Source organism: Longispora sp. NPDC051575, from assembly GCF_040681875.1.
Lineage (GTDB): Bacteria > Actinomycetota > Actinomycetes > Mycobacteriales > Micromonosporaceae > Longispora.
Window position 1 is genome coordinate 498,862 of record NZ_JBFAZP010000003.1, and the last position, 22,171, is coordinate 521,032.

The 22,171-nt window shown below is 76.2% G+C and carries 4 protein-coding genes (1 of these 4 cut by a window edge); all 4 read right to left on the minus strand.

The window, feature by feature from the left end; all coding sequences use genetic code 11:
- Tightly spaced (each overlapping or abutting the next), the 4 genes in view from AB0M43_RS09810 to AB0M43_RS09825 form a layout consistent with a single transcriptional unit that may run on beyond the window.
- The gene (locus tag AB0M43_RS09810) at positions 1–1,689 is read right to left on the minus strand and encodes an ABC transporter ATP-binding protein (protein WP_363722873.1); all 1,689 of its coding nucleotides are present in this window, start codon (positions 1,687–1,689) and stop codon (positions 1–3) included.
- Complete coding sequence (locus AB0M43_RS09815) at positions 1,682–3,352, minus strand: ABC transporter ATP-binding protein (protein ID WP_363722875.1); 1,671 nt, start codon at positions 3,350–3,352, stop codon at positions 1,682–1,684. Before AB0M43_RS09815 ends, AB0M43_RS09810 begins: the two co-directional genes overlap by 8 nt.
- The gene (locus AB0M43_RS09820; RefSeq protein WP_363722877.1) at positions 3,349–15,798 is read right to left on the minus strand and encodes an amino acid adenylation domain-containing protein; all 12,450 of its coding nucleotides are present in this window, start codon (positions 15,796–15,798) and stop codon (positions 3,349–3,351) included. Before AB0M43_RS09820 ends, AB0M43_RS09815 begins: the two co-directional genes overlap by 4 nt.
- Positions 15,795–22,171, minus strand: partial view of an amino acid adenylation domain-containing protein gene (locus tag AB0M43_RS09825; RefSeq protein ID WP_363722879.1) — the end only. The gene runs 10,261 nt beyond the window's last position; the window shows 6,377 of its 16,638 coding nt (coding positions 10,262–16,638); its start codon lies off the right edge, out of view — the gene reads right to left on this strand; the stop codon is at positions 15,795–15,797. Before AB0M43_RS09825 ends, AB0M43_RS09820 begins: the two co-directional genes overlap by 4 nt.

A 22,171-nucleotide genomic window follows, 5' to 3' on the forward strand; every position in this document is an offset into this window, starting at 1 on the left:
CTACCGGGCCGGCACCAGGCGGCCGGCGGCCAGCGCGACCGTGCGGGGCAGCCGCTCGATGGTCGTCGGCCGGTGCGCGATCACGATCATCGTGCGGTCCCGGTGCAGCACCCCGATGGCCGTCTCCAGGGCGGTCGCGGTCCGGGCGTCGATGTCGGCGGTCGCCTCGTCGAGGACCAGCACCTCCGGGTCGATCAGCGCCGCGCGGAGCAGGCCGACGAGCTGGCGTTCGCCGGCCGAGAAGCTCTCGCCGCGCGCGCCCAGGTCCGTGTCCAGGCCGGCGGGCAGGCCGGCCACCCAGCCGTCGAGGCCCAGGCGGTCGACGGCCCGGCGCATCGCCGCGCGGTCCGGGTCGCCGGGGGTCAGGGCCAGGTTGTCGGCGAGCGTGCCGCTGATCATGTGCACCTGCTGCGGGATCAGCACGATCCGGCGGCGCAGTTCGTCCGGCGCCAGGTCGGCCAGGTCGACCCCTGCGTAGCGGACCGTGCCCCGGTCGGGGGCGTACAGCCCGCACAGGATCTTCGCCAGGGTCGTCTTGCCCGAGCCGGTCTCGCCCACCAGGCCGGCGTGCTCGCCCCGGGCGAAGGCCAGCGTCAGGCCGTGCAGCACGGGCAGGTCGTCGTGGTAGCCGAAGGCGATGTCGTGCGCCTCCAGGCCGCCGGAGCCCGGGGTCGGGGTGCCGGCCGGGCGGCCCTCGGGCGGCGCGGCGGCCTCCAGGAGGTCCAGCAGCCGGGCCAGGCCGACCCGGGTCTCGACCAGCTCGCCGGCCACGTAGGTCAGGTCGTCGACCGCGCCGAACAGGTCCCGGGTGGCGAGCAGGAACACCACCACCACCCCGACCCGCAGGTCACCGCCCGCGACCAGATAGGCCCCGACGACGAGGAGTACGGCCGTGGCCGCGCCCTGCACCAACCAGGTGCCCTCGACCCAGCTGACCGCGCGCTGGGTGGCCCGCACCGCCCGGTGGTACGCGTCGGTGTCCCGGCGCAGCCGCGCGCTCCACACCCGGGTCGCCCCCGCGACCTGGAGCTGTTCGCGCGCGCCCAGCCCCTCCTGGAGGGTGCCGGCGACCGTCGCCTCGGCGGTGGCCTCGGCCGGGAACACCCGGTCGGCGGCCCGGCGGAACAGCCTGCCCAGCACGAACATCGGGCCGCCGAACACGACGAGGACGAGGAGGAAGAGCTGCCAGGAGTAGCCGACGAGCATGACGGTGCTGAACAGCAGGTACCCGCACAGGGACAGCAGGTCCGGCACCTGGGCCCGGAAGAACGTGGCCACCTCGGCGATCTCCACCGTGCCGCGCTGGAGCAGGTCGCCGTCGCGGTGCGCCTCCACGAACCGCAGCGGGGCCCGTCCGAGGCGTTCCACGGCCCGTTCGCGCAGGTCGCGGACCACGCGTTCGCCGGCGCGGGTCAGCAGGATCTCGGCCTGGCGGAGCAGGAGCATCCGGGCGACGACGAGCACGATGACGGCCGCCGAGTACCAGATCAGGCCGTCGCGGTCCCTGGCCTCGATCCGGTCCACGGCGGTCCCGATCGCGGCCGGCACCAGGGTCAGGGCCAGCGTGGACAGCAGGCTGACCGCGACGGCCAGGCCCAGCGCGCCCCGGTGCGGGCGCAGGTACGGCCAGATCCGGCGGGCCACCCGGGCCTGTTCGGGCAGGTCGGCGAGCATGCGGATGTCAGCCACGGGAGCCTCCGGTCGGTGCGGCGGACGCCATCGCCCCGGCGCCCAGGTCGACGACCCGGTCGGCGTGCCCGGCCAGGGCCGGTCGGGACGTGACGGCGATGATGGTGGCGGCCGGGGCCAGGGCCCGCAGCCGGGCGGCGATCCGTTCCTCGGTACCGGCGTCCACGGCGGCGGTCACGTCGTCCAGGAGCAGCACGGACGCCCCGCGCAGCAGGCCCCGGGCGAGCGCGAGCCGCTGGAGCTGGCCGCCGGACAGGGCCGAGCCGCGTTCCCCGACGTCGGTGTCGAGGCCGTCCGGCAGCCCGGTGACGTGCCCGTCCACGGACGCGGTCCCGCACGCGGCCAGCAGGTCCTCATCTGTCAGCGCGTCGCGGCCCAGGCGGAGGTTCTCGGCGATGGTGCCCGACAGCAGCGCGGGCCGCTGGGCGACGAGGGTGATCCGGGACCGCAGGTCGTCCAGGTCGGCCGTCCGCAGGTCCACGCCGCCGTAGGTGACGGTGCCGACGGTCGGGTCCTGCAACCGGGCGAGCAGGCGCAGCAGGGTGGACTTGCCGGACCCGACCGACCCGGTGACGGCGACGAACTCCCCCGCCGCGATCGTCAGGTCCGGCCAGGTCAGCGGCGCGCGGTCGGGCAGGGTGACGCCGAGTCCGGTCAGGACCAGGTCGCCGGTGCGCGGCAGGGCGACCGGGTCCGCCGGGGTCGACAGGGTCGGGACGGTGTCGAGCACCTCGGCGATCCGGCCCGCCGACGTGTACGCCTGCCCGACCTGCCGGAACCGGTCGGTGAGCACCATGACCTGCCGGGCGAGCAGCATCATCCAGCTGGCGAACGCGACCAGCCCGCCGATGGAGAACCGGCCGTCGAGCACCGCCAGCCCGCCGACCGCGACCCCGACACCGGTGGCCAGCCACGGGACGAACGGGGCGTGCGCCGACCAGCCCGCCGCGACCCGCGACAGGGTCAGGGTGCGGGCCGTCAGGTCGGCGCTGCGTTCGTGGTGCCGGGCGATCAGCACGCCCTCCCCGCCGATGCCGCGCACCGCCACGCTCGCCGACAGCAGGTCCTCGACGGCGGTGGCCCGGGCGCCGTGCGCGGCGGACACCTCCTCGTTGGCCCGGGCGAACCGGCGCGGGTACCACAGGTTCACGGCCACCAGCAGGGGCAGCGTGGCCAGGCCGGTCACGGCGAGCATCGGGTCCAGGCTCCCGATCACGACCACCACGACGCAGAAGCCGATCACGCCGCTGACCAGGGACGGGATCACCCGGAGGAACTCGGCCACCGTGGCCACGTCCCGGGTGCCCCGGTCGACGAGGTCACCCACCGGGTACCGGCCGGCGGCCGCCCGGTCCAGGCCGAGCACCGTGTCCAGCAGCCGCCCGACGAGCCGGTTGCCCGTGGCGTTGGCCGCGAGCGCCGCCCACCAGCGCAGCCCGGTCTCGGCGACCACGAGGAGCAGGGAGACGGCGAGGCCGACGAGGGCCCAGCGCAGTACCGCCGACTGGTCCTGGGGTTTGACCCCGTCGTCGATGGCGTGCTGCAGGCACCAGGGCAGCAGGATCAGACCGGCCTGGTAGCCGAGGCCGCAGACCGCCGACGCGGTGACGCCGGGCCAGGAGCGGCGGGCGGACCAGAGCAGGAGCCGGGTGGCGCTCGTCATGCGGTGTCTCCAGAGTCGGGGAGCCGGGTGGTGGGGGCTGATGCGGACGTGGCCACGGTGGACCCGACGGCGGTCGCCGTGGACCCGGTCGCGGCGGGCGCGGACACCGGAGATCCGGTCGGAGCAGGCGCTGATCCGGTCGCGCCGGCCAGGGCAGCCGGGGTGCGCAGCTCGAACAGGTCGCGCAGCCGCAGGGTCAGGCCGTGCCGCCGGGCCGCGGTGACCAGCCGCATCGCCGCGAGGCTGTCGCCGCCGAGGTCGAAGAAGCCGGTGTCGGCCCCGACCCCGGGCAGGTCCAGCACCTCGGCGAACGCGGCACACCACGCGGCCTCGGCGGGGCCCGCCGGTTCCCGCCCGGCGGCCAGGCCCGCGAGGTCCGGCCGGGGCAGCGCGGAGCGGTCGAGCTTGCCGTTGGCGGTCACCGGCAGGGCCGGCAGGCAGACCACGGCCGCCGGGACGAGGTGTCCGGGCAGGACGGCGGCCAGTTCCGCGCGGACGGTCGCCGGGTCGGGCGCGTGGCCGGCCTCGGGCACCACGTACCCGACGAGCCGGCGCACGCCGGGGGTGTCCTCGCGCACGTCGACGGCAGCCCGGGCGATGTCGGGGCGCGCGGTGAGCGCCGCCTCGACCTCGCCGGGTTCGATCCGGAAGCCGCGCACCTTCACCTGGTCGTCGGCGCGGCCCAGGTAGTCGATCCGGCCGTCGGGGGTCTGGCGGACCAGGTCGCCGGTGCGGTACATCCGGGCGCCGGGCGCGAACGGGCTGGCCACGAACCGGGTCGCGGTCAGGCCGGGCTGGCCGGCGTAGCCCCGGGCGAGGGCCGCCCCGCTGAGGTACAGCTCCCCGGCGGTGCCGGGCGGGACGGGGCGCAGGCCGTCGTCGAGGACGTGCAGGCCGGTGTTGGCGACGGGGTGGCCGATCAGGGGCCGGTCGGCCTCGCGGACCCGTTGCACGACGGTGTCGACGGTGCACTCGGTGGGGCCGTAGAAGTTGTACGCCTCGGTGCCGGTGAGGGCCCGGAGCCGGTCCCACAGCCGGGTGGGGACGGCCTCGCCGCCGACGCCGAGGACGGCCAGGCCGCAGGTCTCGCCGCCGCCGATCCCCGGGGCACCGGTTGCCGCGTTGTCGCTGGCCGCAGCACCGCCGGACGTGGACAGCCCGCCTGGGTCGGCCCCGGAGCCACCGCCGTGACCGGCCGACTCCGCGCTGCCCTCCGCACCGGCCGAGGTGAACAGGCCTGCGTCGATCAGCTGCTCCAGGTGCGACGGCGCCACCTCGACCATGTCGATCCCCCGGTCGCGCAGCAACCCGACCAACAGCCCGGGGTCCTTGCGGGTCTCCCCCGTCACCAGGTGCAGTTCGTGCCCGCCGAGCAGCGCGAGCAGCGGCTGCCAGGACGCGTCGAACGAGAAGGACCAGTTGTGCGCGATCCGCAGCGGCCGGCCGCCCCGGGCCGCCACGGCGGGGCCGAGGATGGACCGGTCGTGGCTGCCGAACAGGTTCACCAGGTTGCGGTGCGCGACGACGACGCCCTTGGGCTGGCCGGTGGAGCCGGAGGTGTGGATGACGTACGCGGCGTTGTCGGGCCGGGGCGCCGCCGGGGCCACGTCGGGGGCGGCGGCCCGGGCGCGCGCGGTCTCCGGGTCGTCGAGGACGAGGGTGCGCAGCCCGGCGGGTACGGCGTGCGCGTGCTCGCGGTCCGTGACCACAACGGCCGGCGCGGTGTCGGCGAGCAGGAACGCGATCCGCTCGGCCGGGTAGTCCGGGTCGACGGGGACGTACGCGCCGCCGGCCTTGAGGACCGCCAGGATCGCGGTGACGATCTCCACACCCCGGGGCAGCACGAGCCCGACCCGGGATTCGCAGGTCACGCCCGCCGCGACCAGCAGACCCGCGAGCCGGTTGGCCGCCGAGTCCAGTTCGGCGTAGGTGAGCCGGGTGTCCCCGCAGACCAGGGCGCCCGCGTCCGGGGTGGCCGCCGCGTGCTCGGCGACGAGCGCCCCGACGGTGACGGGCCGGACGGGCAGCACCGGGCCCGCGCCGTGGATCCGGGGGCGCTCCTCGGCGGTGAGGGCGTCGACCGCGTCCAGGGGCGCGTCCGGGTCGGCGGCCAGCCGGGTGGCCAGGCCCACGAGCCGGTCGAGCAGGGTGCGGGCGGCGGGCGCGTCGTACAGGTCGGGCCGGTACTCCAGGGTGACGTGCACCCCCTCGTCCTCGACCGCGACCAGGGTCAGCGGGTAGTGGGTGGCGTCGCGGCCGGTCACCCCGGACAGCCGCAGGCCGGCGGCGCGCTGGCCCTCGGCGAGCAGGTCCTCGTCGACCGGGTAGCTCTCGAACACCAAGAGGGTGTCGAACAGCGCGCCGTGCTCCCGCTGGATGTCGGCGAGCCCGAGGTGGTGGTGTTCGAGGAGGCCGGCCTGGGCGGACTGGATGCCGTCGAGGTACTGCCGCCAGGTCTCCCCCGCCGCGAGCCGGACCCGGACCGGCACCGTGTTGATGAACAGGCCGATCATGTCCCCGGCCCCGGCGAGGTCCGCCGGTCGGCCGGAGACGGTGGCGCCGAACACGACGTCGTTCCGGTTGGTGAGCCGGGCCAGGAGCAGGCCCCACAGGCCCTGGACCAGGGTGTTCACGGTCAGGCCGAGGGAGCGGGCCAGGTCGGCGGTGCCGGTGGGCAGGGCCGTCGACACCTCGGCGGGCACGACGCCGGTGCCGGGACGGGCCGGGGCGAGCAGGGTCGGCTCTGCCCCGTCGAGGGCGGCGGACCACGCCCGGCCGGCCGCCGCGGTGTCCTGGGTGGACAGCCAGGTGAGGAAGTCCCGGTAGGGGCGGGGCCGGGGGGCGGGCGCGCCGCCGTACCCGGAGAGGAGTTCCGCCGCCACCAACGGCCCGGACCAGCCGTCGACCAGCAGGTGGTGCTGGGTCAGCACCAGTTGGGCCCGGTCGGGGCCGAGCCGGAGCAGCACGCACCGGAGCAGGGGCGGCGCCGCGAGGTCGAAGGGCCGGCCGAACTCCGCGTCGGCGACCGCCTCGACCGCGAGCGCCCGCGCGTCGGGCGCGAGGTGGGTCAGGTCGTGTTCCGTCCACGGGACGGCGGCGGTCGCGGGGACCACGGACACGACGGTGCCGTCGGCGGTCTGGGTGAAGCCGGCGCGCAGGTTGGGGTGCCGGTCGAGCAGGCCCTGGGCGGCGGCCCGCAGCCGGGTGGCGTCCAGGGGGCCGTCGAGGTCGAGGCGCTGCTGCACCAGGTACACGTCGGCGCCGTCGCCGAGCGAGGACAGGAAGTGCAGGCCGCGCTGCAACGGGGTCAGCGGCACGATGTCGACCAGGTCGGGGTGGGCCGCCTCCAGCCCGGTGACCTCCGCCTGGGTGAGGTCGACCAGCGCGAAGTCCGACGGGGAGTGTCCGCCGGCCGCCCCCACCAGGGTGCCGAGCGCCGCGACCCACCGGTCGGCGAGGTCACCGGCCTCGGTCCCGGAAACCAGACGCGACGGGTACGACAGCGCGAGCACCAGTTCCGGCCCGTCCGCACCCGGCACGACGGTCACCTCGGCGCTGAACGCGTGCCGGGCGGGCGCGGACCCGTCGGCGTCGCCCCCGAACACCTCGGACTCGCGGACCGGGGTCCACGGCGCGTCGTCGGCGTCCCCGGCGCCGTCGAACCGGCCCAGGTAGTTGAACAGGATCGGCGGCGTCGGCAACGGGGCGAGCACGCTGGCCGTGGCCGGGTTGAGCCAGCGCAGCAGGCCGTAGCCGATCCCGGAGTCGGGGGCGGCGCGCAGCCGTTCCTTGACGTGCCGCAGCGCGGCCCCCGGGTCGGCGCCGTCCACGGCGAACCGCACCGGGTACTCCGACGTGAACCAGCCGACCGTGCGGGACAGGTCTGCCCCGGCGACGGCGGCCTCCTCCCGGCCGTGGCCCTCCAGTTCGACGAGGACGTGGTCCCCGGCGGCCAGGGCGAGGCCGGTGAGCACGACCTCGCGGACCCCGGTGTGGAACCGGTCGGGCACGGCCCCGAGCAGGGGCGCGGTCCGGTGCGCGTCGAGCCGGCGGCTGACTCCGACGACGGTGTCGAGGGTGTCGCGGGCCGGGTCGGGCCGCCGGTCGGCGTACGCGGCCGGGCCGGTGAGCGTGTCGCGCCAGTGGTCGAGTTCGGCGACCCGCGCGGGGCTGGTCGCGGCGGCGGCCAGGCCCCGGGCCCAGCCGCGGAACGAGGTGCCGACGGGCGCCGGGCCGGGGCCCGCGCCGGTGACCTGGTCCCAGGCGGCGGCCAGGTCGGGGCCGAGGATCCGCCAGGACACCCCGTCGACGGCGAGGTGGTGCACGGCGAGGATCAGCCGGCCGGCGACGTCGGGTCCGGCGTCGCACCAGACGGCCTGGACCATCGCGCCGGCCCTCGGGGCGAGCCGGGCCACGGCGTCGGAGGTCTCCCGGTCGGCGAGGTCCCGGAGCCGGTCGGGGGCCAGGCCCGCCGTGTCGACCCGGCGCAGCGGCACGTCGACCGTCCCCGGGGGCCGCACCTCCAGGCCGTCGGCGGTCCACCGGGACCGGAGCAGGTCGTGGTGGTCGACGATCCGGCGCAGCACGGCGGCCAGGTCGGACGCGCCGATCCCGACGGGCAGGGTCAGCTGGGTGGACTGGCTCAGCCGGTCGAACGGGGCCGTGGTGTGCGCGGCGATCACCGGGGTCGACGGCACCGGGCCGAGGCCGGCGTCGGCCGGTTCGGCGGTCGGGGCCGCCAGGGCGGTGGCCACCCGGGCGAGGTCGGCGACGGTGCGCCGGTCGAAGATCTCGCGCGGGGTGATCCGCAGGCCGGCGGCCCGGGCCCGGGCGACGAGCTGGATGGACATGATGCTGTCGCCGCCGAGCCGGAAGAAGCTGTCGCGCACGCCGACGGCCGGCACGCCGAGCACCTCGGCGAACAGGCCGGCCAGGAGCCGTTCCGTGTCGTCGCGGGGTTCGTCGGAACCCGCCCGGGCGGCGAAGTCGGGTGCGGGTAGGGCGCGGCGGTCCAGTTTGCCGTTAGCGGTCACCGGCAGGGCGGTCAGGAACACGAAGGCCGTCGGCACCAGGTGGTCGGGCAGGGTCGCGGCCAGGTGGGTCCGGAGAGCCTCCTCTTCGGGTACGGGACCGGACGGCACCACGTACCCCACGAGGGTCGCGTCCGTCGCCCCGGCGTCCCGGCGGGCCAGCACGACGGCGTGCGCGACGCCGGGGCACCCGGCCAGGGCGGCCTCCGCCTCGCCCGGTTCGATCCGGATGCCGCGCACCTTGACCTGGTCGTCGGACCGGCCCAGGTACTCGACCTCGCCGGCGGCGTTCCAGCGGGCGCGGTCGCCGGTGCGGTACATCCGGGAGCCGGGGGCGGCCAGGTCAGGGGTGTCGCCGGATCCGGCGGCGGTCGCGGTCCCGCCGTTTCCGGCGCCGGTCGCGGTCTCGCGGCTTCCGGTGCCGGTCGTGTCCGGGGTGCCGCCCGTTCCGGTGCCGAACGGATTGGCCACGAACCGTTCCGCCGTCAGGCCCGGCCGGTTCAGGTAGCCGTGCGCCAGCTGCACCCCGGTCAGGTACAGCTCGCCCTCGACGCCGGCCGGCAGCGGGCGCAGGTGCTGGTCGAGGATCAGGAGTCCCGTGTTCCACACCGGCCGGCCGATCGGCACCAGCCCCTCGGCGGGCACGGGGCGCGCCGGCCGGTAGCTGACGTCCACGGCCGCCTCGGTGGGCCCGTACAGGTTGTGCACGTCGGTGCCGAGCACCCGTTCCGCCTCGGCCGCGAGGTCGGCGGGCAGGCCCTCCCCGCTGCACAGCACCCGGCGCAGCCCGAGCCCGGCGACCTGGTCGGGTACCGCGAGGAAGGCCCGCAGCATCGACGGTACGAAGTGGACGGTGCCCACCTGGTGCCGGCGGATCAGGTCGGCGAGGTAGCCGGGGTCGCGGTGGCCGTCCGGTCGGGCGAGGACCAGGGTGGCGCCGGTGACCAGGGGCCAGAAGAACTCCCACACGGACACGTCGAAGCTGGCCGGCGTCTTCTGGAGCACCCGCTCCCCGGGCGTGAGCCCGTACTCGGCCTGGGTCCAGGACAGCCGGTTGACGATCGCGCGGTGGCCGACGACCACGCCCTTGGGGCGGCCGGTGGAGCCGGAGGTGTAGATCACGTAGGCGGGGGCGTCGGCGGGCAGCGCGACGGCGGGCGTGGCGGGGGCCACGGCGAGTGCCGCCACGGTCGCGGGGTCGTCCAGGACCAGGACGGGGGTTCCGGTGGCGGGTGCCCCGGGTGTCGGGGCCGGGGCGGATGCCGCCGCCAGTTCCCCGGTCGTCACCACCACCGTGGCCCCCGAGTCCGCGACCAGCATCCCGATCCGGGCCGCCGGGAGTTCGGTGTCCACCGGCAGGTAGGCCGCCCCGGCCCGCTGGACCGCGTAGAGCGCCACGACCAGATCGACGGACCTCGGCACCGCCACGGCGACGATGTCCCCGGGCCGCACGCCGCGCTCCCGGAGCACGTGCGCGAGGCTTCCGACCCTGCGCGCGAGGTCCCGGTAGGACACCCGCTCCCCATCGGTGACCAGGGCGGTCGCGTCCGGGGTCGCCTCGACCTGCCGGTCGAACAGGGTCACCAGGGTGTCCCCGGACACCGGGCGCGCGGCCCCGGCGCCGGCCGCCAGCAGCCGGTCGCGTTCGGCCGCGTCCACGATGTCGGTGTGCGCGACGACCGCGTCGGGCCGGTCGGCCAGCTCGGTGACGAGCCGGACGACCCGGTCCAGCAGGGTCGCGGCCCGTTCGTCGGTGAAGAGGTCGCGCCGGTACGCGAGCCCGAACCGCAGTTCCTCGCCCGGGGCGACGGTGAGCGTCAGCGGGTAGTGCGGCGCGTCGTCGCCGTCGACCCCGGTGACCCGCAGTCCGGCGGCGGCCTGCGAGTCGTCGAGGGCCTCCTCGTCCAACGGGTAGCTCTCGAACAGGGTCAGCGTGTCGAACAGTTCGCCCAGGCCGGCGATCCGCTGGGTGTCGCCGAGTCCGACGTGCTGGTGGTCGAGGAGCGCGGCCTGTTCGGCCTGCACCCGGCCGACGAGGTCCGCCCAGGTGTCGGCCGTGCGGGTCCGGACCCGCACGGGGACGGTGTTGATGAAGAACCCGACCATGTCCTCGACGCCGGACAGGTGCGCGGGGCGGCCGGAGACGGTGGAGCCGAAGACCACGTCGTCGCGGCCGGTGAGCCGGCCGAGGAGTACCGCCCACACGGTCTGGGTGACGGTGTTGAGGGTGACGCCCCGGTGCCGGGCCCAGGCGGTCAGCCGGTCGGCGACGGCCGGGTCCAGAGCCACGTCGACGTGTCCGGGGCGGGCCTCGGCGGCGGAGTTGGCCCCGCCCGCGACCAGGGTGGGCTCCTCCAGGCCGGCGAGGGCCTCGCGCCACGCGGCCTCGGAGGCGGCCGGGTCGATGCCGGCGAGCCAGGCGAGGTGGTCGCGGTACGGGCGGACCCGGGGCAGGGTCGCGCCGCCGTACAGGCTGAGCAGGTCCCGGACGGCGAGCGGGGTGGACCAGCCGTCGAGGAGCAGGTGGTGGTTCGTCATGACCAGCTGGTGCCGGTCGTCGGCGAGCTTGACGAGGAGGAAACGCAGCAGGGGCGGCCGGTCGACGTCGAACCGGGTGCCGAGGTCCTCGGCGGTGAGCCGGCGCAGCGCGGCGTCCCGTTCGGGAGCGGGCAGGTGGCTGAGGTCGCGTTCGGCCCAGCCGACGGGGGTGTGCGCGGGGATGACCTGCACGGGCCGGCCGTCGGCGCGCTGGTGGAAGCCGGCGCGCAGGTTGGGGTGCCGGTCGAGGAGCGCCTGGGCGGCGGCGCGCAGCCGTCCGGCGTCGACGGGCCCGGCGAGGTCGAGGGTCTGCTGCACGACGTACGGGTCGACGCTGTCGGTGTCGTAGGAGGTGAGGAAGAACAGCCCGGCCTGCAACGGCGACAGGGGCCACACGTCGGCGAGGTCGGGGGTGCCGCGTTCGAGGGCCTCGATCTCGGCCTGGCCCAGGTCGACGAGGGGCAGGTCGGACGGGGTGCGCCCGCCGGTGGTGAGTGCCGAGAGCTCCGCCAGGGCGGCGAGCCAGTCGGCGGCGAGCGCGCGGACGTCGGCCCCGGTGAGGACCCCGTCGGGGTAGGACAGGGTGGCGGTGAGCCGGGGGCCGTCGGGGCCGTCGAGGACGGAGGCGTTGATCTCCAGTACCCGGGCGGCGGGGGTGGTCGGGTCGACGTCGCCGCCGAGCCCGCCGACCGGGGTCCAGTCGGCCTCGGGTTCGTCCCCGGTGCCGAACCGGCCGAGGTAGTTGAACAGCACCTGCGGTTCGGGCAGGGCGGCGAGTTCGGCGGCGGTGGCGGGGTTCAGGTGCCGGAGCAGGCCGTAGCCGATCCCGGCGTCGGGGACGGCCCGGAGCTGTTCCTTGACCCGCTTGACGGCCGAGGCGAGGTCGCCGGCGCCGGGGTCGAGCCGGACGGGGTACTCGGTGGTGAACCAGCCGACGGTGCGCGACAGGTCCGCGCCGGGCACGAGGTGTTCCTCCCGGCCGTGGCCCTCGAGTTCGATCAGCGCGGGGCCGCCGGTGCGGTTCCGCAGGGCCCGGGCCAGGCCGGTGAGCAGCACGTCCTGCACGCCCGCGTGGAAGGCCTCGGGGACCCGGGTGAGCAGGGGCGCGGTGTGTCCGGGGGCCAGTTCGACGGTGACGGTGGCCGTGCTGGCGACGGTGTCGCGGGCCGGGTCCACCGGGCGGGTGCCGAGCTGCCGGTCGGGGCCGGCGAGCAGGGCGCGCCACAGCGGCAGTTCGGTCTCCCGGGCGGCGGCCGCGGCGGCCAGGTCGCGGGCCCAGCGCCGGAACGACGTGCCGACGGGGGCCAGGGTGGGTTCCTTGCCGGCGGCGGCGGCCTCGTAGGCCCCGGCGAGGTCGGGCACCAGGATCCGCCAGGACACGCCGTCGACCACGAGGTGGTGCGCGACGAGGACGAGTCGGCCGGGGCGCGGTCCGGCGTCGCACCAGACGACCTGGACCATGGTGCCGGCGGCCGGGTCGAGCCGGGCGGCGGCGTCGCGGACCTCGGTGGCCACGCACGCGTCGAGGTGCAGGCCGGCGGCGTTCACCCGGCGCAGCAGGGTGGTGGCGCGCGGGCCGGCGGCGGGCACGACGAGCCGGCCGTCGGTCCACCGCGCCCGGAGCAGGTCGTGCCGGTCGAGCAGCGCCTGGGTGGCGGCGGCGAGCGCGGCCGGGTTCAGGTCGGCGGGCACCCGCAGGACCATGCTCTGGGTGTACCCGGCCAGCGGCGCGCCCGAGGCGGCGAACGAGGCGAGCACGGGCGTGACCGGCACGTCCCCGTGGGCGTCGGCCGGTTCGGCGCGGGCCGGGGCGGCGGTGTCGAGGAACGCGGCCACGTCGGCGAGCGCGGCGACGGTGCGGCGTTCGAACACCTGGCGCGGGGTGATCCGCACCCCGGCGGCGCGGGCCCGGGCGACGAACTGGATGGACACGATGCTGTCGCCGCCGAGCGCGAAGAAACTGTCGTCCACGCCGATCGAGGGCAGGCCGAGCGCCTCGGCGCAGACCTCGCAGAGCACCTTCTCCAGGGGGGTACGCGGCTGCGCGCCCCCGCCGGACGCGAACTCGGGTGCCGGCAGCGCCGCCCGGTCGACCTTGCCGGCCACGGTCAGCGGCACGGCGTCGAGGACCACGATCGCGGCGGGTACCAGGTGCTCGGGCAGCACCCGGGCGACCCGGTCCCGCAGGGCGGCGGGATCGGCGGTGCCGGTCACGTACCCGACGAGGCGGCGCAGCCCGGGGGTGTCCTCGCGGACGGTCACCACGGCCCGGGTGACCTCGGGGTCGGCGGCGAGCACGGCCTCGACCTCGCCGGGTTCGATCCGGTGGCCGCGGACCTTGACCTGGTCGTCGGTGCGGCCGAGGAAGTCCAGCCGGCCGTCGTCGGTGTGCCGGACGAGGTCGCCGGTGCGGTACATCCGGGCGCCGGGCGGGCCGGCCGGGTCGGCGACGAACCGGCCGGCCGTCAGTCCGGGCCGGCCCAGGTAGCCACGGCCGAGCTGCGCGCCGGCCAGGTACAGCTCCCCGGGCACCCCCGCCGGCACGGGCAGCAGGTGCGCGTCGAGGACGTACGCGCGGGTGTTGGCGATCGGCGCGCCGACCAGGGGCTCCGGGCTGTCGGCCAGGTGGGCCATCAGGGTGTCCACGGTGCACTCGGTGGGCCCGTACAGGTTGACGCCGACCGTGCCGGGGGCGTCGCGGACCCGGGTCCACAGGGCCGGACCGGTGGCCTCGCCGCCGAGCAGCAGGAGGCCGGGCGCGCCGGGCCCGTCGAGGAGCCCCGCGTCGACCATGGCCACCGCGAACGAGGGCGTCAGGTCCAGGACGTCGATGCCGTGGGTGGCCACGTACCCGGTGAAGAGGTCCGGGTCTTTGCGGGTCTCTTCGTCCAGCAGGTGCAGCTCGTGGCCGGCGAACAGCCACAGCAGCGTCTCCCAGGAGGTGTCGAACGACAGCGAGGCGCTCAGGGCGACCCGGCGGGTCCGGTCGCCGGCCAGCGGCCCGACGAGCGCGGACCGGACGTGCGCGAGATAGTGGGTGAGCTGGCGGTGCTCGACGACGACGCCCTTGGGTGTGCCGGTCGAGCCGGAGGTGTAGATGACGTAGGCGGCCGAGGCGGGGTGCACGGTCGGCAGGTCCGCGGTGCCGGTCGCGTCGGGGAGGACGTGGACCGGGCCGGCGCGGCGCAGCTCAGGGGTACTGACCAGCACGGCCGGGGCCGCGTCGGCGAGCATCGCGTCGATCCGGGCGGCCGGGTAGTCGGCGTCCACGGGCAGGTGCGCGCCGCCGCTGGCGAGGGCCGCCAGCCAGGCCACCACGGAGTCCACCGAGCGGGGCAGCAGCACGGCCACCGGGGATTCGGGGGTGACGCCGGCGGCGACCAGGGCGCGGGCGAGTCCGTCGACGCGGTCGAGGAGTTCCGCGAAGGTCAGGGCGTCGCCCGCGCAGACCACGGCCGTCGCGTCGGGGGTCGCGGCGGCCTGGCGGCGCAGGACGTCGATCAGGTTCCCGTCGGGCACGGCGAGCTCGGGACCCGAGAGGAGGGAACGCTCCCCCGGCAGCAGCACGTCGGTGGCACCGATCCGCCGGTGCGGGTCCGCCGCCAGGCCGGTGAGCAGCGCACCGAGCCGGTCCAGGACCCGGCGCGCGCCGTCGGCCCCGAACGCCCCTTCGTGGTACTCCACCTCGAAGCTGATCGCCCGGTCCGGCAGCACAGTCAGGGTCAGCGGGTAGTGGGTCGCGTCGTGCCCGACGACCTCGGAGACCCGCAGCCCGGCGGCGTCCTGGCTGGCGTCGAGCGCGTCGGAGTCCATCGGGTAGCTCTCGAACACGATCAGCGAGTCGAACAGCGTGCCCAGACCCACCTGGCGCTGCACGTCGGCCAACCGGACGTGCTGGTGCTCCAGCAGCGCGGCCTGTTCGCCCTGCAACCGGCCCAGCAGCTCCGCCCAGGTCTCCGCCGGGTCGAGCCGGACCCGGACGGGCAGCGTGTTGATGAACAGGCCGACCATGTCCTCGACACCCGGCAGGGTCGCCGGCCGGCCGGACACCGTGGAACCGAACACCACGTCCGTCCGGCCGGTGAGGCGGGCCAGCAGCAGCCCCCAGGCGGCCTGCACCACGGTGTTCACCGTGACGCCCAGCCCGCGCCCCAGCTCGACCAGGCGGGCCGTCAGCTCCTCGGACAGGGCCAGGTGCGCGCGGTGCGGCAACGCGGCGGCGGTCGGGCCGCCGGGGGCGAACAGGGTCGGCTCGGCCAGACCCGCCAGCGCACCGCGCCAGGCTGCCAGGGCCGTCGGGCCGTCCTGCTGGGCGAGCCAGACCAGGTAGTCGCGGTACGGGCGGACCCGGGGCAGGGCGGACTCGTCGGCCCCGTTGGTGTACAGGGCGAGCAGGTCGCGGACCAGCAGCGGCGAGGACCAGCCGTCGAGGAGCAGGTGGTGGCTGGTCAGGACCAGGGTGGCCGCGTCGGGGCCGCGCAGCAGCAGGGTCCAGCGCAGCAGGGGCGGGCGGCCCAGGTCGAACCGCTCCGCGCGCTCGGCGGCGGCCAGCCGGGCCTCCTCGGCCTCCTGGGCGGCACCGTCCAGGGTGGACAGGTCGACCTCGGTCCACGGCAGGTCCACCTCGTGCGGGACGAGCGCCACCGGGTTGCCGTTCTTGCGCTGCCGGAACGCCGCGCGCAGGTTCGGGTGCCGGCGCAGCAGGGCCTCGGCGGCGGCGCGCAGCCGGGCCGGGTCCACGGGACCGGCGAGCCGGATCACCTGCTGCACGGTGTACACGTCGAGCTGCTCGGCGTCGTCGTAGGAGGACATGAAGAACAGGCCCTCCTGCAACGGCGAGAGGGGCAGGATGTCCCGCAGGCCGGACCGGGCGCTCACGACAGTCTCCATTCGTCTTCGAACTCGTCGATCTCGTCCTGGCTCAGGGTGACCAGGGCGAGGTCCGAGGGGGTGTGGCCGCCGGCGTCGCCGGAGCCGGTGTGCAGGGTGAGGCCGCGCAGGGCCGCGAACCAGCCGTCGGCCAGCTCGCGCACGTCGGCCTCCGTCAACAGGCCCGACGGGTACGACCACCGGGCCTCCAGCACGGGGCCGTCCGGGCCGTCGAGGGTGGTCGCGTTGACCTCCAGCGCCGTGCCGAGCGGCATGGTCGGGTCCCCGGCGTCGGGCAGGTCCGCGCTCTCCGGCACGGCCACCCACGGCCCGGCCCCGTCGTCGCCGACCGCGAACCGGCCCAGGTAGTTGAACAGGAGCTGCGGGGCGGCGTACTTGGCGAGTTGGGCGGCGGAGTCGGGGTCGACGTACCGGAGCAGGCCGTAGCCCAGCCCGGCGTCGGGGACCGCGCGGAGGGTCTCCTTGATCCGTTTGAGCGCGTCGCCGGCACCGGGGCCGCCGCGCACCGCCGAGGCCACGTCGACCGGCCCGGGATCCAGCCGCACCGGGTACTCGGTGGTGAACCAGCCGACCGTGCGCGACAGGTCCACGCCGGGCACGACCTGTTCCTCGCGGCCGTGGCCCTCCAGCTTGACCAGGGTGCCGCCGGGGTTGCCGTGCCGCCAGCCCGCCAGGGCGAGGGCCAGGCCGGTGAGCAGGACGTCCTGCACCCCGGCGTGGAAGGCCTCCGGGACGGTGGTGAGCAGCGGGTTTGTGTCGCCCGTCCCGAGCCGGACGGTCACGTGCCGCTGGCCCTGCACGGTGTCGCGGGCCGGGTCCAGCGGCCGGCCGCCGAGCGGGGTCTCCGGCCAGCCGTCGAGGACGCCGCGCCAGTAGTCCAGTTCGGTGCCCCGCCGGGTGGCGGCGGTCGCGGTGAGCTGGCGCGCCCAGCCCCGGAACGACGTGCCGGCCCGTGCCGGCCGGCCACCGGCGACGGCCGCCGCGAGGTCCGGGACGAGCACCCGCCAGGACACGCCGTCGACCACCAGGTGGTGCGCGACGAGCAGCAGCAGTCCGGGGTCGAACCAGACGGCCTGCACCATGATGCCGTCGCGGGGCGCCAGCCGGCCCACGGCCGCCTCGTGCTCGGCGCGGATCAGGTCCGGGTCGGTGCCGGCCACCACGCGCAGGACGTCGTCGGTGGCGGGGGTGCCCGTCGCCGACACCTCCAGGGCCTCGCCGGTCCAGTAGGAGCGCAGGAGGTCGTGGGTGTCGAGGACGGTGCGCAGGCCGGCGGCCAGGGTGGCGCGGGTCAGGTCGGTCGGCACCCGGAGCAGGACCGCCTGGTGGAACCGGTCCGTGGGGCCGGCGATGTCGCGGAACCAGGCCACGACAGGCGTGACCGGGACCGTGCCGAGCGCCGTGCCCTCCGGCTCCCCCGCCGGGGCCGCGTCGGCCTCGAACTCCACGACCTCGGCCAGGTCCGCGACCGTCTTGGCCGTGAACACCTGGCGCGGGGTGATCCGCAGGCCGGCGGCCCGGGCCCGGGCGACCAGCTGGATGGAGACGATGCTGTCCCCGCCCAGGGCGAAGAAACTGTCGTCCAGGCCGACCGTGGGCAGGCCGAGCACGTCGGCGAACAGTCCGCACAGGAGTTCCTGCACCGAGTTCTCGGCCGCCCGCGCCGTGACCGCCGCCGCGAAGTCCGGGGCGGGCAGCGCGGCCCGGTCCACCTTGCCGCTGCTCGACAGGGGCAGCGTGTCCAGGGCGAGCACCGCCACCGGCACCATGTACTCCGGCACCTGGGTGGCGACGTGCGCGCGCAGCGCCTCCGGGTCGACCGGGCCGGAGCCGACGACGTAGCCGACGAGCTGCTTCACGCCGGGGGCGTCCTCGCGGACCACCACGGCCGCGCGGTCCACGGTCGGGTGCGACAGCAGGGCGGTCTCGATCTCGCCGAGTTCGATCCGGAAGCCCCGGATCTTGACCTGGTCGTCGACCCGGCCCTGGAAGTCCAGCTCGCCGTCGAGGGTCCAGGCGACCACGTCGCCGGTGCGGTACATCCGCGCGCCGGGCGCGCCGAACGGGTCCGCGACGAACCGGCCCGCCGACAGGCCCGGCTGGCCCAGGTAGCCGCGCGCCAGGCCGGCCCCGCCCAGGTACAGCTCGCCGGGCACCCCGGCGGGCACGGGCCGCAGCCGGTCGTCGAGGACGTAGCCGGTCTGGTCGTGGTCGACCCGGCCGATCCGGACCGGGTCGGTCGGCGAGTTCGACCGGCAGGTCCACAGGGTGGAGTTGACGGTCACCTCGGTCGGCCCGTACGCGTTGAACATCCGCCGCCCTGGCCTCCGCAACCAGCGGTGGATCAGGTCGGGCGGGCACTTGTCCGCGCCGACCACGACGACGATGCCGGGGTCGATCCGGTCCTCGGGCACCGCGCCCAGGGCGGCCGGGGGCAGCACGAAGTGCGTGATGGCCCGCTCGTTGACGAAGTCGGCGAAGTCCGCGCCGAGCCGCTGCTCGTCGGGCGTGACGACCAGGGTCGCGCCGACGGGCAGGGTCGACACCAGTTCGACCACGGTCACGTCGAACCCGGGCGAGGAGAACTGCGGCAGCCGACTGCCCGGCCCGATCCCGAAGGTCCGGGTGAACGTGCTGGTCAGGGCCGCGAGCCCGGCGTGCGGGACGACCACGCCCTTGGGTTGGCCGGTGGAGCCGGACGTGTAGATGACGTACGCCGGGTGCGCGGTCCGCAGCGGGGCCAGCCGGTCGGCGTCGGTCAGGTCGGCGGCCGACAGTCCGGTCAGGTCGCAGTCGTCCACGAGCACGACGGGCAGTTCCGGGGCCCGGGCGGCCAGGGCGCGGCTGGTGAGGACCAGCACCGGGCGGGCCGACTCGACCAGCTGGGCCAGCCGGCGCTCCGGGTGGCCGGGCTCGACGGGCAGGTACGCGCCGCCGGCCTTGCTGACCGCCAGCTCCGCCGTGACGAGGTCCAGGGACCGGGGCAGCACGACCATGACGACCCGCTCCGGGCCGACGCCGTGTGCGACGAGCAGCCGGGCGAGCCGGTTGGCGCGCGCGTTCAGCTCGGCGTACGTGGCCCGGCGGTCCCCGTCCTCGACGGCCAGGACGTCCGGGGTCCGCGCGACCTGGGCCTCCACGGCCGCCGGCAGGGTGACGGCGGGCAGGTCGAACCGTTCGCCGTGCCAGCCGCCGCCGATCCCGGCCTTCTCCACGGCGGTGAGGACCTCAAGGTCGCCGACCCGCAGGTCCGGGTTCGCGGCCACCTGGGCCAGGGCCGCGCGGAGCCGTTCACCGAGCAGTTCCACCGAGGACCGGTCGAACAGGTCGCTGGAGTACTCCAGCGTGACGGTCAGCGCCCCGTCGCCCTCCATGAAGATCAGCACCAGGTCGAACTGGGTCGCCCCGGTGTCGACGAGTTCGGGCGCGCCGGTGAGTCCGCCGGCCAGGTCGGGCTGTTCGGCGGGCAGGTGCTGGTAGGACAGCATGACCTGGAACAGCGGGTTGCGGGCCAGGGAGCGTTCGGGCCGCAGCGCGTCGACGAGCCGTTCGAACGGCAGGTCCTGGTGCGCGAACGCGGCCAGGTCGGTCTCCCGGACCCGGGCCAGCAGGTCGCGCACCGTCGGGTCGCCGGACACGTCGGTCCGCAGCACCAGGGTGTTGACGAAGAAACCGACCATCGGGTCGAGGACCTCGTCGGTCCGGCCGGCGATCGGGGTACCGAGCGGGATGTCGACCCCCGCGCCGAGCCGGGACAGCAGCGCCGCCACGGCCGCCTGGGCGACCATGAACCCGCTGGCCCCGCTGGACCGGCCGAGCCGGCGCAGCCCCTCGTGGGTGTCCGGGTCGATGTCGAACGTCACGACGCTGCCGGCGAACGACGGGGTGGCCGGGCGGGGCCGGTCGGTGGGCAGGGCGAGTTCCTCGGGGAGCCCGTCGAGGGCGGTCCGCCAGTACGCGGTCTGCCGGGCCGCGGGGCTCGCCGGGTCCGCCGGGTCGCCGAGCAGGGCACGCTGCCAGAGCGCGTAGTCGGCGTACTGGGCCGCGAGCGGGGTCCACTGCGGCGCGTGCCCGTCGACCCGGGCCGCGTACGCCCCGGTCAGGTCGGCCAGCAGCCGGCCCTCGGACCACTCGTCGGTGACGATGTGGTGCATGAGCAGCACGAGCAGGTGCTCGTCGGCGCCGAGCCGCACCAGGGTCGGGTGGAGCAGCAGCTCGTCCTCCAGCGCGAACGCGTGCCCGGTCAGCTCGGCGAGCAGGTCGGGCAGCCCGGCCTCGTCGCCCTCGACCAGGGCGAGCGGCGCGCGGGTCTCCCCCGCCGGCAGGATCCGCTGGTACGGGGTGCCCCCGGCGTCCTCCGGGAACACGGTGCGCAGGCTCTCGTGCCGGTCGAGCACGTCGCCCAGGGCGAGCGTCAGGGCGGCGACGTCCAGCGGCCCGCTCAACCGGCGGGCGAACGCCACGTTCAGGGTGTTGCCGGGTCCCATCAGCCGGTGGTGGAACCAGAGCCGCTGCTGGGCGAAGGACAACGGCAGCACCTCGGGCCGGGTCCCGGCCACGAGCGCGGGCCGGTCGGCGGCCCGCTCCGCCGTGTCGAGCCGCAGCGCCAGGGCCGCCACGGTCGGGGCCTCGAACAGGTCCCGGATGGCCAGGTGCGCGCCGAACGCGGACCGGACCCGGCTGACGAGCGCCCCGGCGAGCAGGGAGTGCCCGCCGAGGGCGAAGAAGTCCTCGTCCGCGCCGACGGCCGCCAGGCCCAGCACGTCCGCGAAGAGTCCGCACAGGATCTCCTCGGCGGGGGTGCGCGGCGCGCGGCCGGCCGGGAGCGCGGAGGCGTCGGGGGCCGGGAGCGCGGCCCGGTCGAGTTTGCCGTTCGGGGTGGTCGGCAGGGCGGCCAGGCCCACGAACGCCGAGGGGACCATGTGTTCCGGCAGGGTGCGCAGCAGGTGCGCGCGCAGGACGTCGCGGTCGACGGCCGGCACGGTGTACCCGACCAGCCGGAGCGCGCCGTGCCGGTCCGGCAGGGCCACGACCGCCGCCTGGGTGACATCGGGGTGGGCCGTCAGCGCGGCCTCGATCTCGCCCGGTTCGACCCGGAAGCCCCGGATCTTGACCTGGTCGTCGACCCGGCCCAGGTACGCCATCTCGCCCGTGGCCGTCCACGCCACCGCGTCGCCGGTCCGGTACATCCGGGTGCCGGGCGCGCCGTACGGGTCCGCGACGAACCGTTCGGCGGTCAGCCCGGGCCGGCCCAGGTAGCCCCGGCCGAGCGCCGCGCCGGCCAGGTACAGCTCCCCGGGCACGCCGGGCGGGGTGGGTCGCAGGTGCCGGTCGAGGACGTACGCCCGGGTGTTCGCAAGGGGGCGGCCGATCAGCGGGGCGTCGCTGTCGGACAGCCGGGCCTGCATCGTGTCCACGGAGCACTCGGTGGGCCCGTACAGGTTGATGCCGGTCACGCCGGGCGCGTCCCGGACCGCCGACCACAGGGCCGGCCCGGTGGCCTCGCCGCCGAGCAGCAGCACGGCCGGCACGTGCCCCCGGGAGCCGTCGAGCAGCCCCTCGGCGACGAGCAGGGTGCCCAGGGTCGGGGTGACGTCGAGGACGTCGATCCGGTGCTCGGCCACGTAGCCGGCCAGCCGGGCCGGGTCGCGGCGGACGTCGTCGTCCACCAGGTGCAGTTCGTGGCCCGCGAGCAGCCACAGCACCCCCTCCCAGGAGGTGTCGAACGCGAGGCTCGCGGTCAGGGCGGCCCGCATCCGACGACCGCCGCCGGCGTTCTCGTAGGCCTCGGCGCGCTGGTGGGCGTACAGGTTCAGCATGCCGCCGTGTTCGACCACGACGCCCTTGGGGCGGCCGGTGGAGCCGGAGGTGTAGATGACGGCGGCGGCGGTGCGCGGGGTGACCGCGACGGCCGGGCGCGGCGGGGCGGTGTCCGGGACGTCCAGCAGCAGCGCCGGCACGCCGTCGGGGCACAGGTCGGAGGTCGTCAGCACCACGGCCGGCGCGGCGTCGGCGAGCATGAACGCGATCCGGTCGGCCGGATACCCCGCGTCGACCGGCAGGTACGCCGCCCCGGAGGCCAGCACCGCCAGCCAGGCCACGACGGGGTCCACCGAGCGGGGCAGCAGCACGGCGACGATCCGCTCCGGGCCGGCCCCGTGCGCGGCCAGCCGGTCGGCGAGGGCCTCGACCCGGGCGTGCAGGGCGGCGAAGGTGAGCCGCTCGTCCCGGTACACGAAAGCTGTCTCTTGCGGGGTCGACCTGGCCTGCGCGGCGAACACGTCGGACACCGTGCCGGGCAGGGTCGGCAGGTCGGTGGCGTTCCAGTCGGCGGTCAGGCGGTGCAGTTCGTCGCCGACCA

What these genes read in the sequence shown, in the direction of transcription:
- AB0M43_RS09815 (WP_363722875.1), bottom strand. Translation starts at nt 3,352, where the DNA reads ATGACGAGCGCCACCCGGCTCCTGCTCTGGTCCGCCCGCCGCTCCTGG.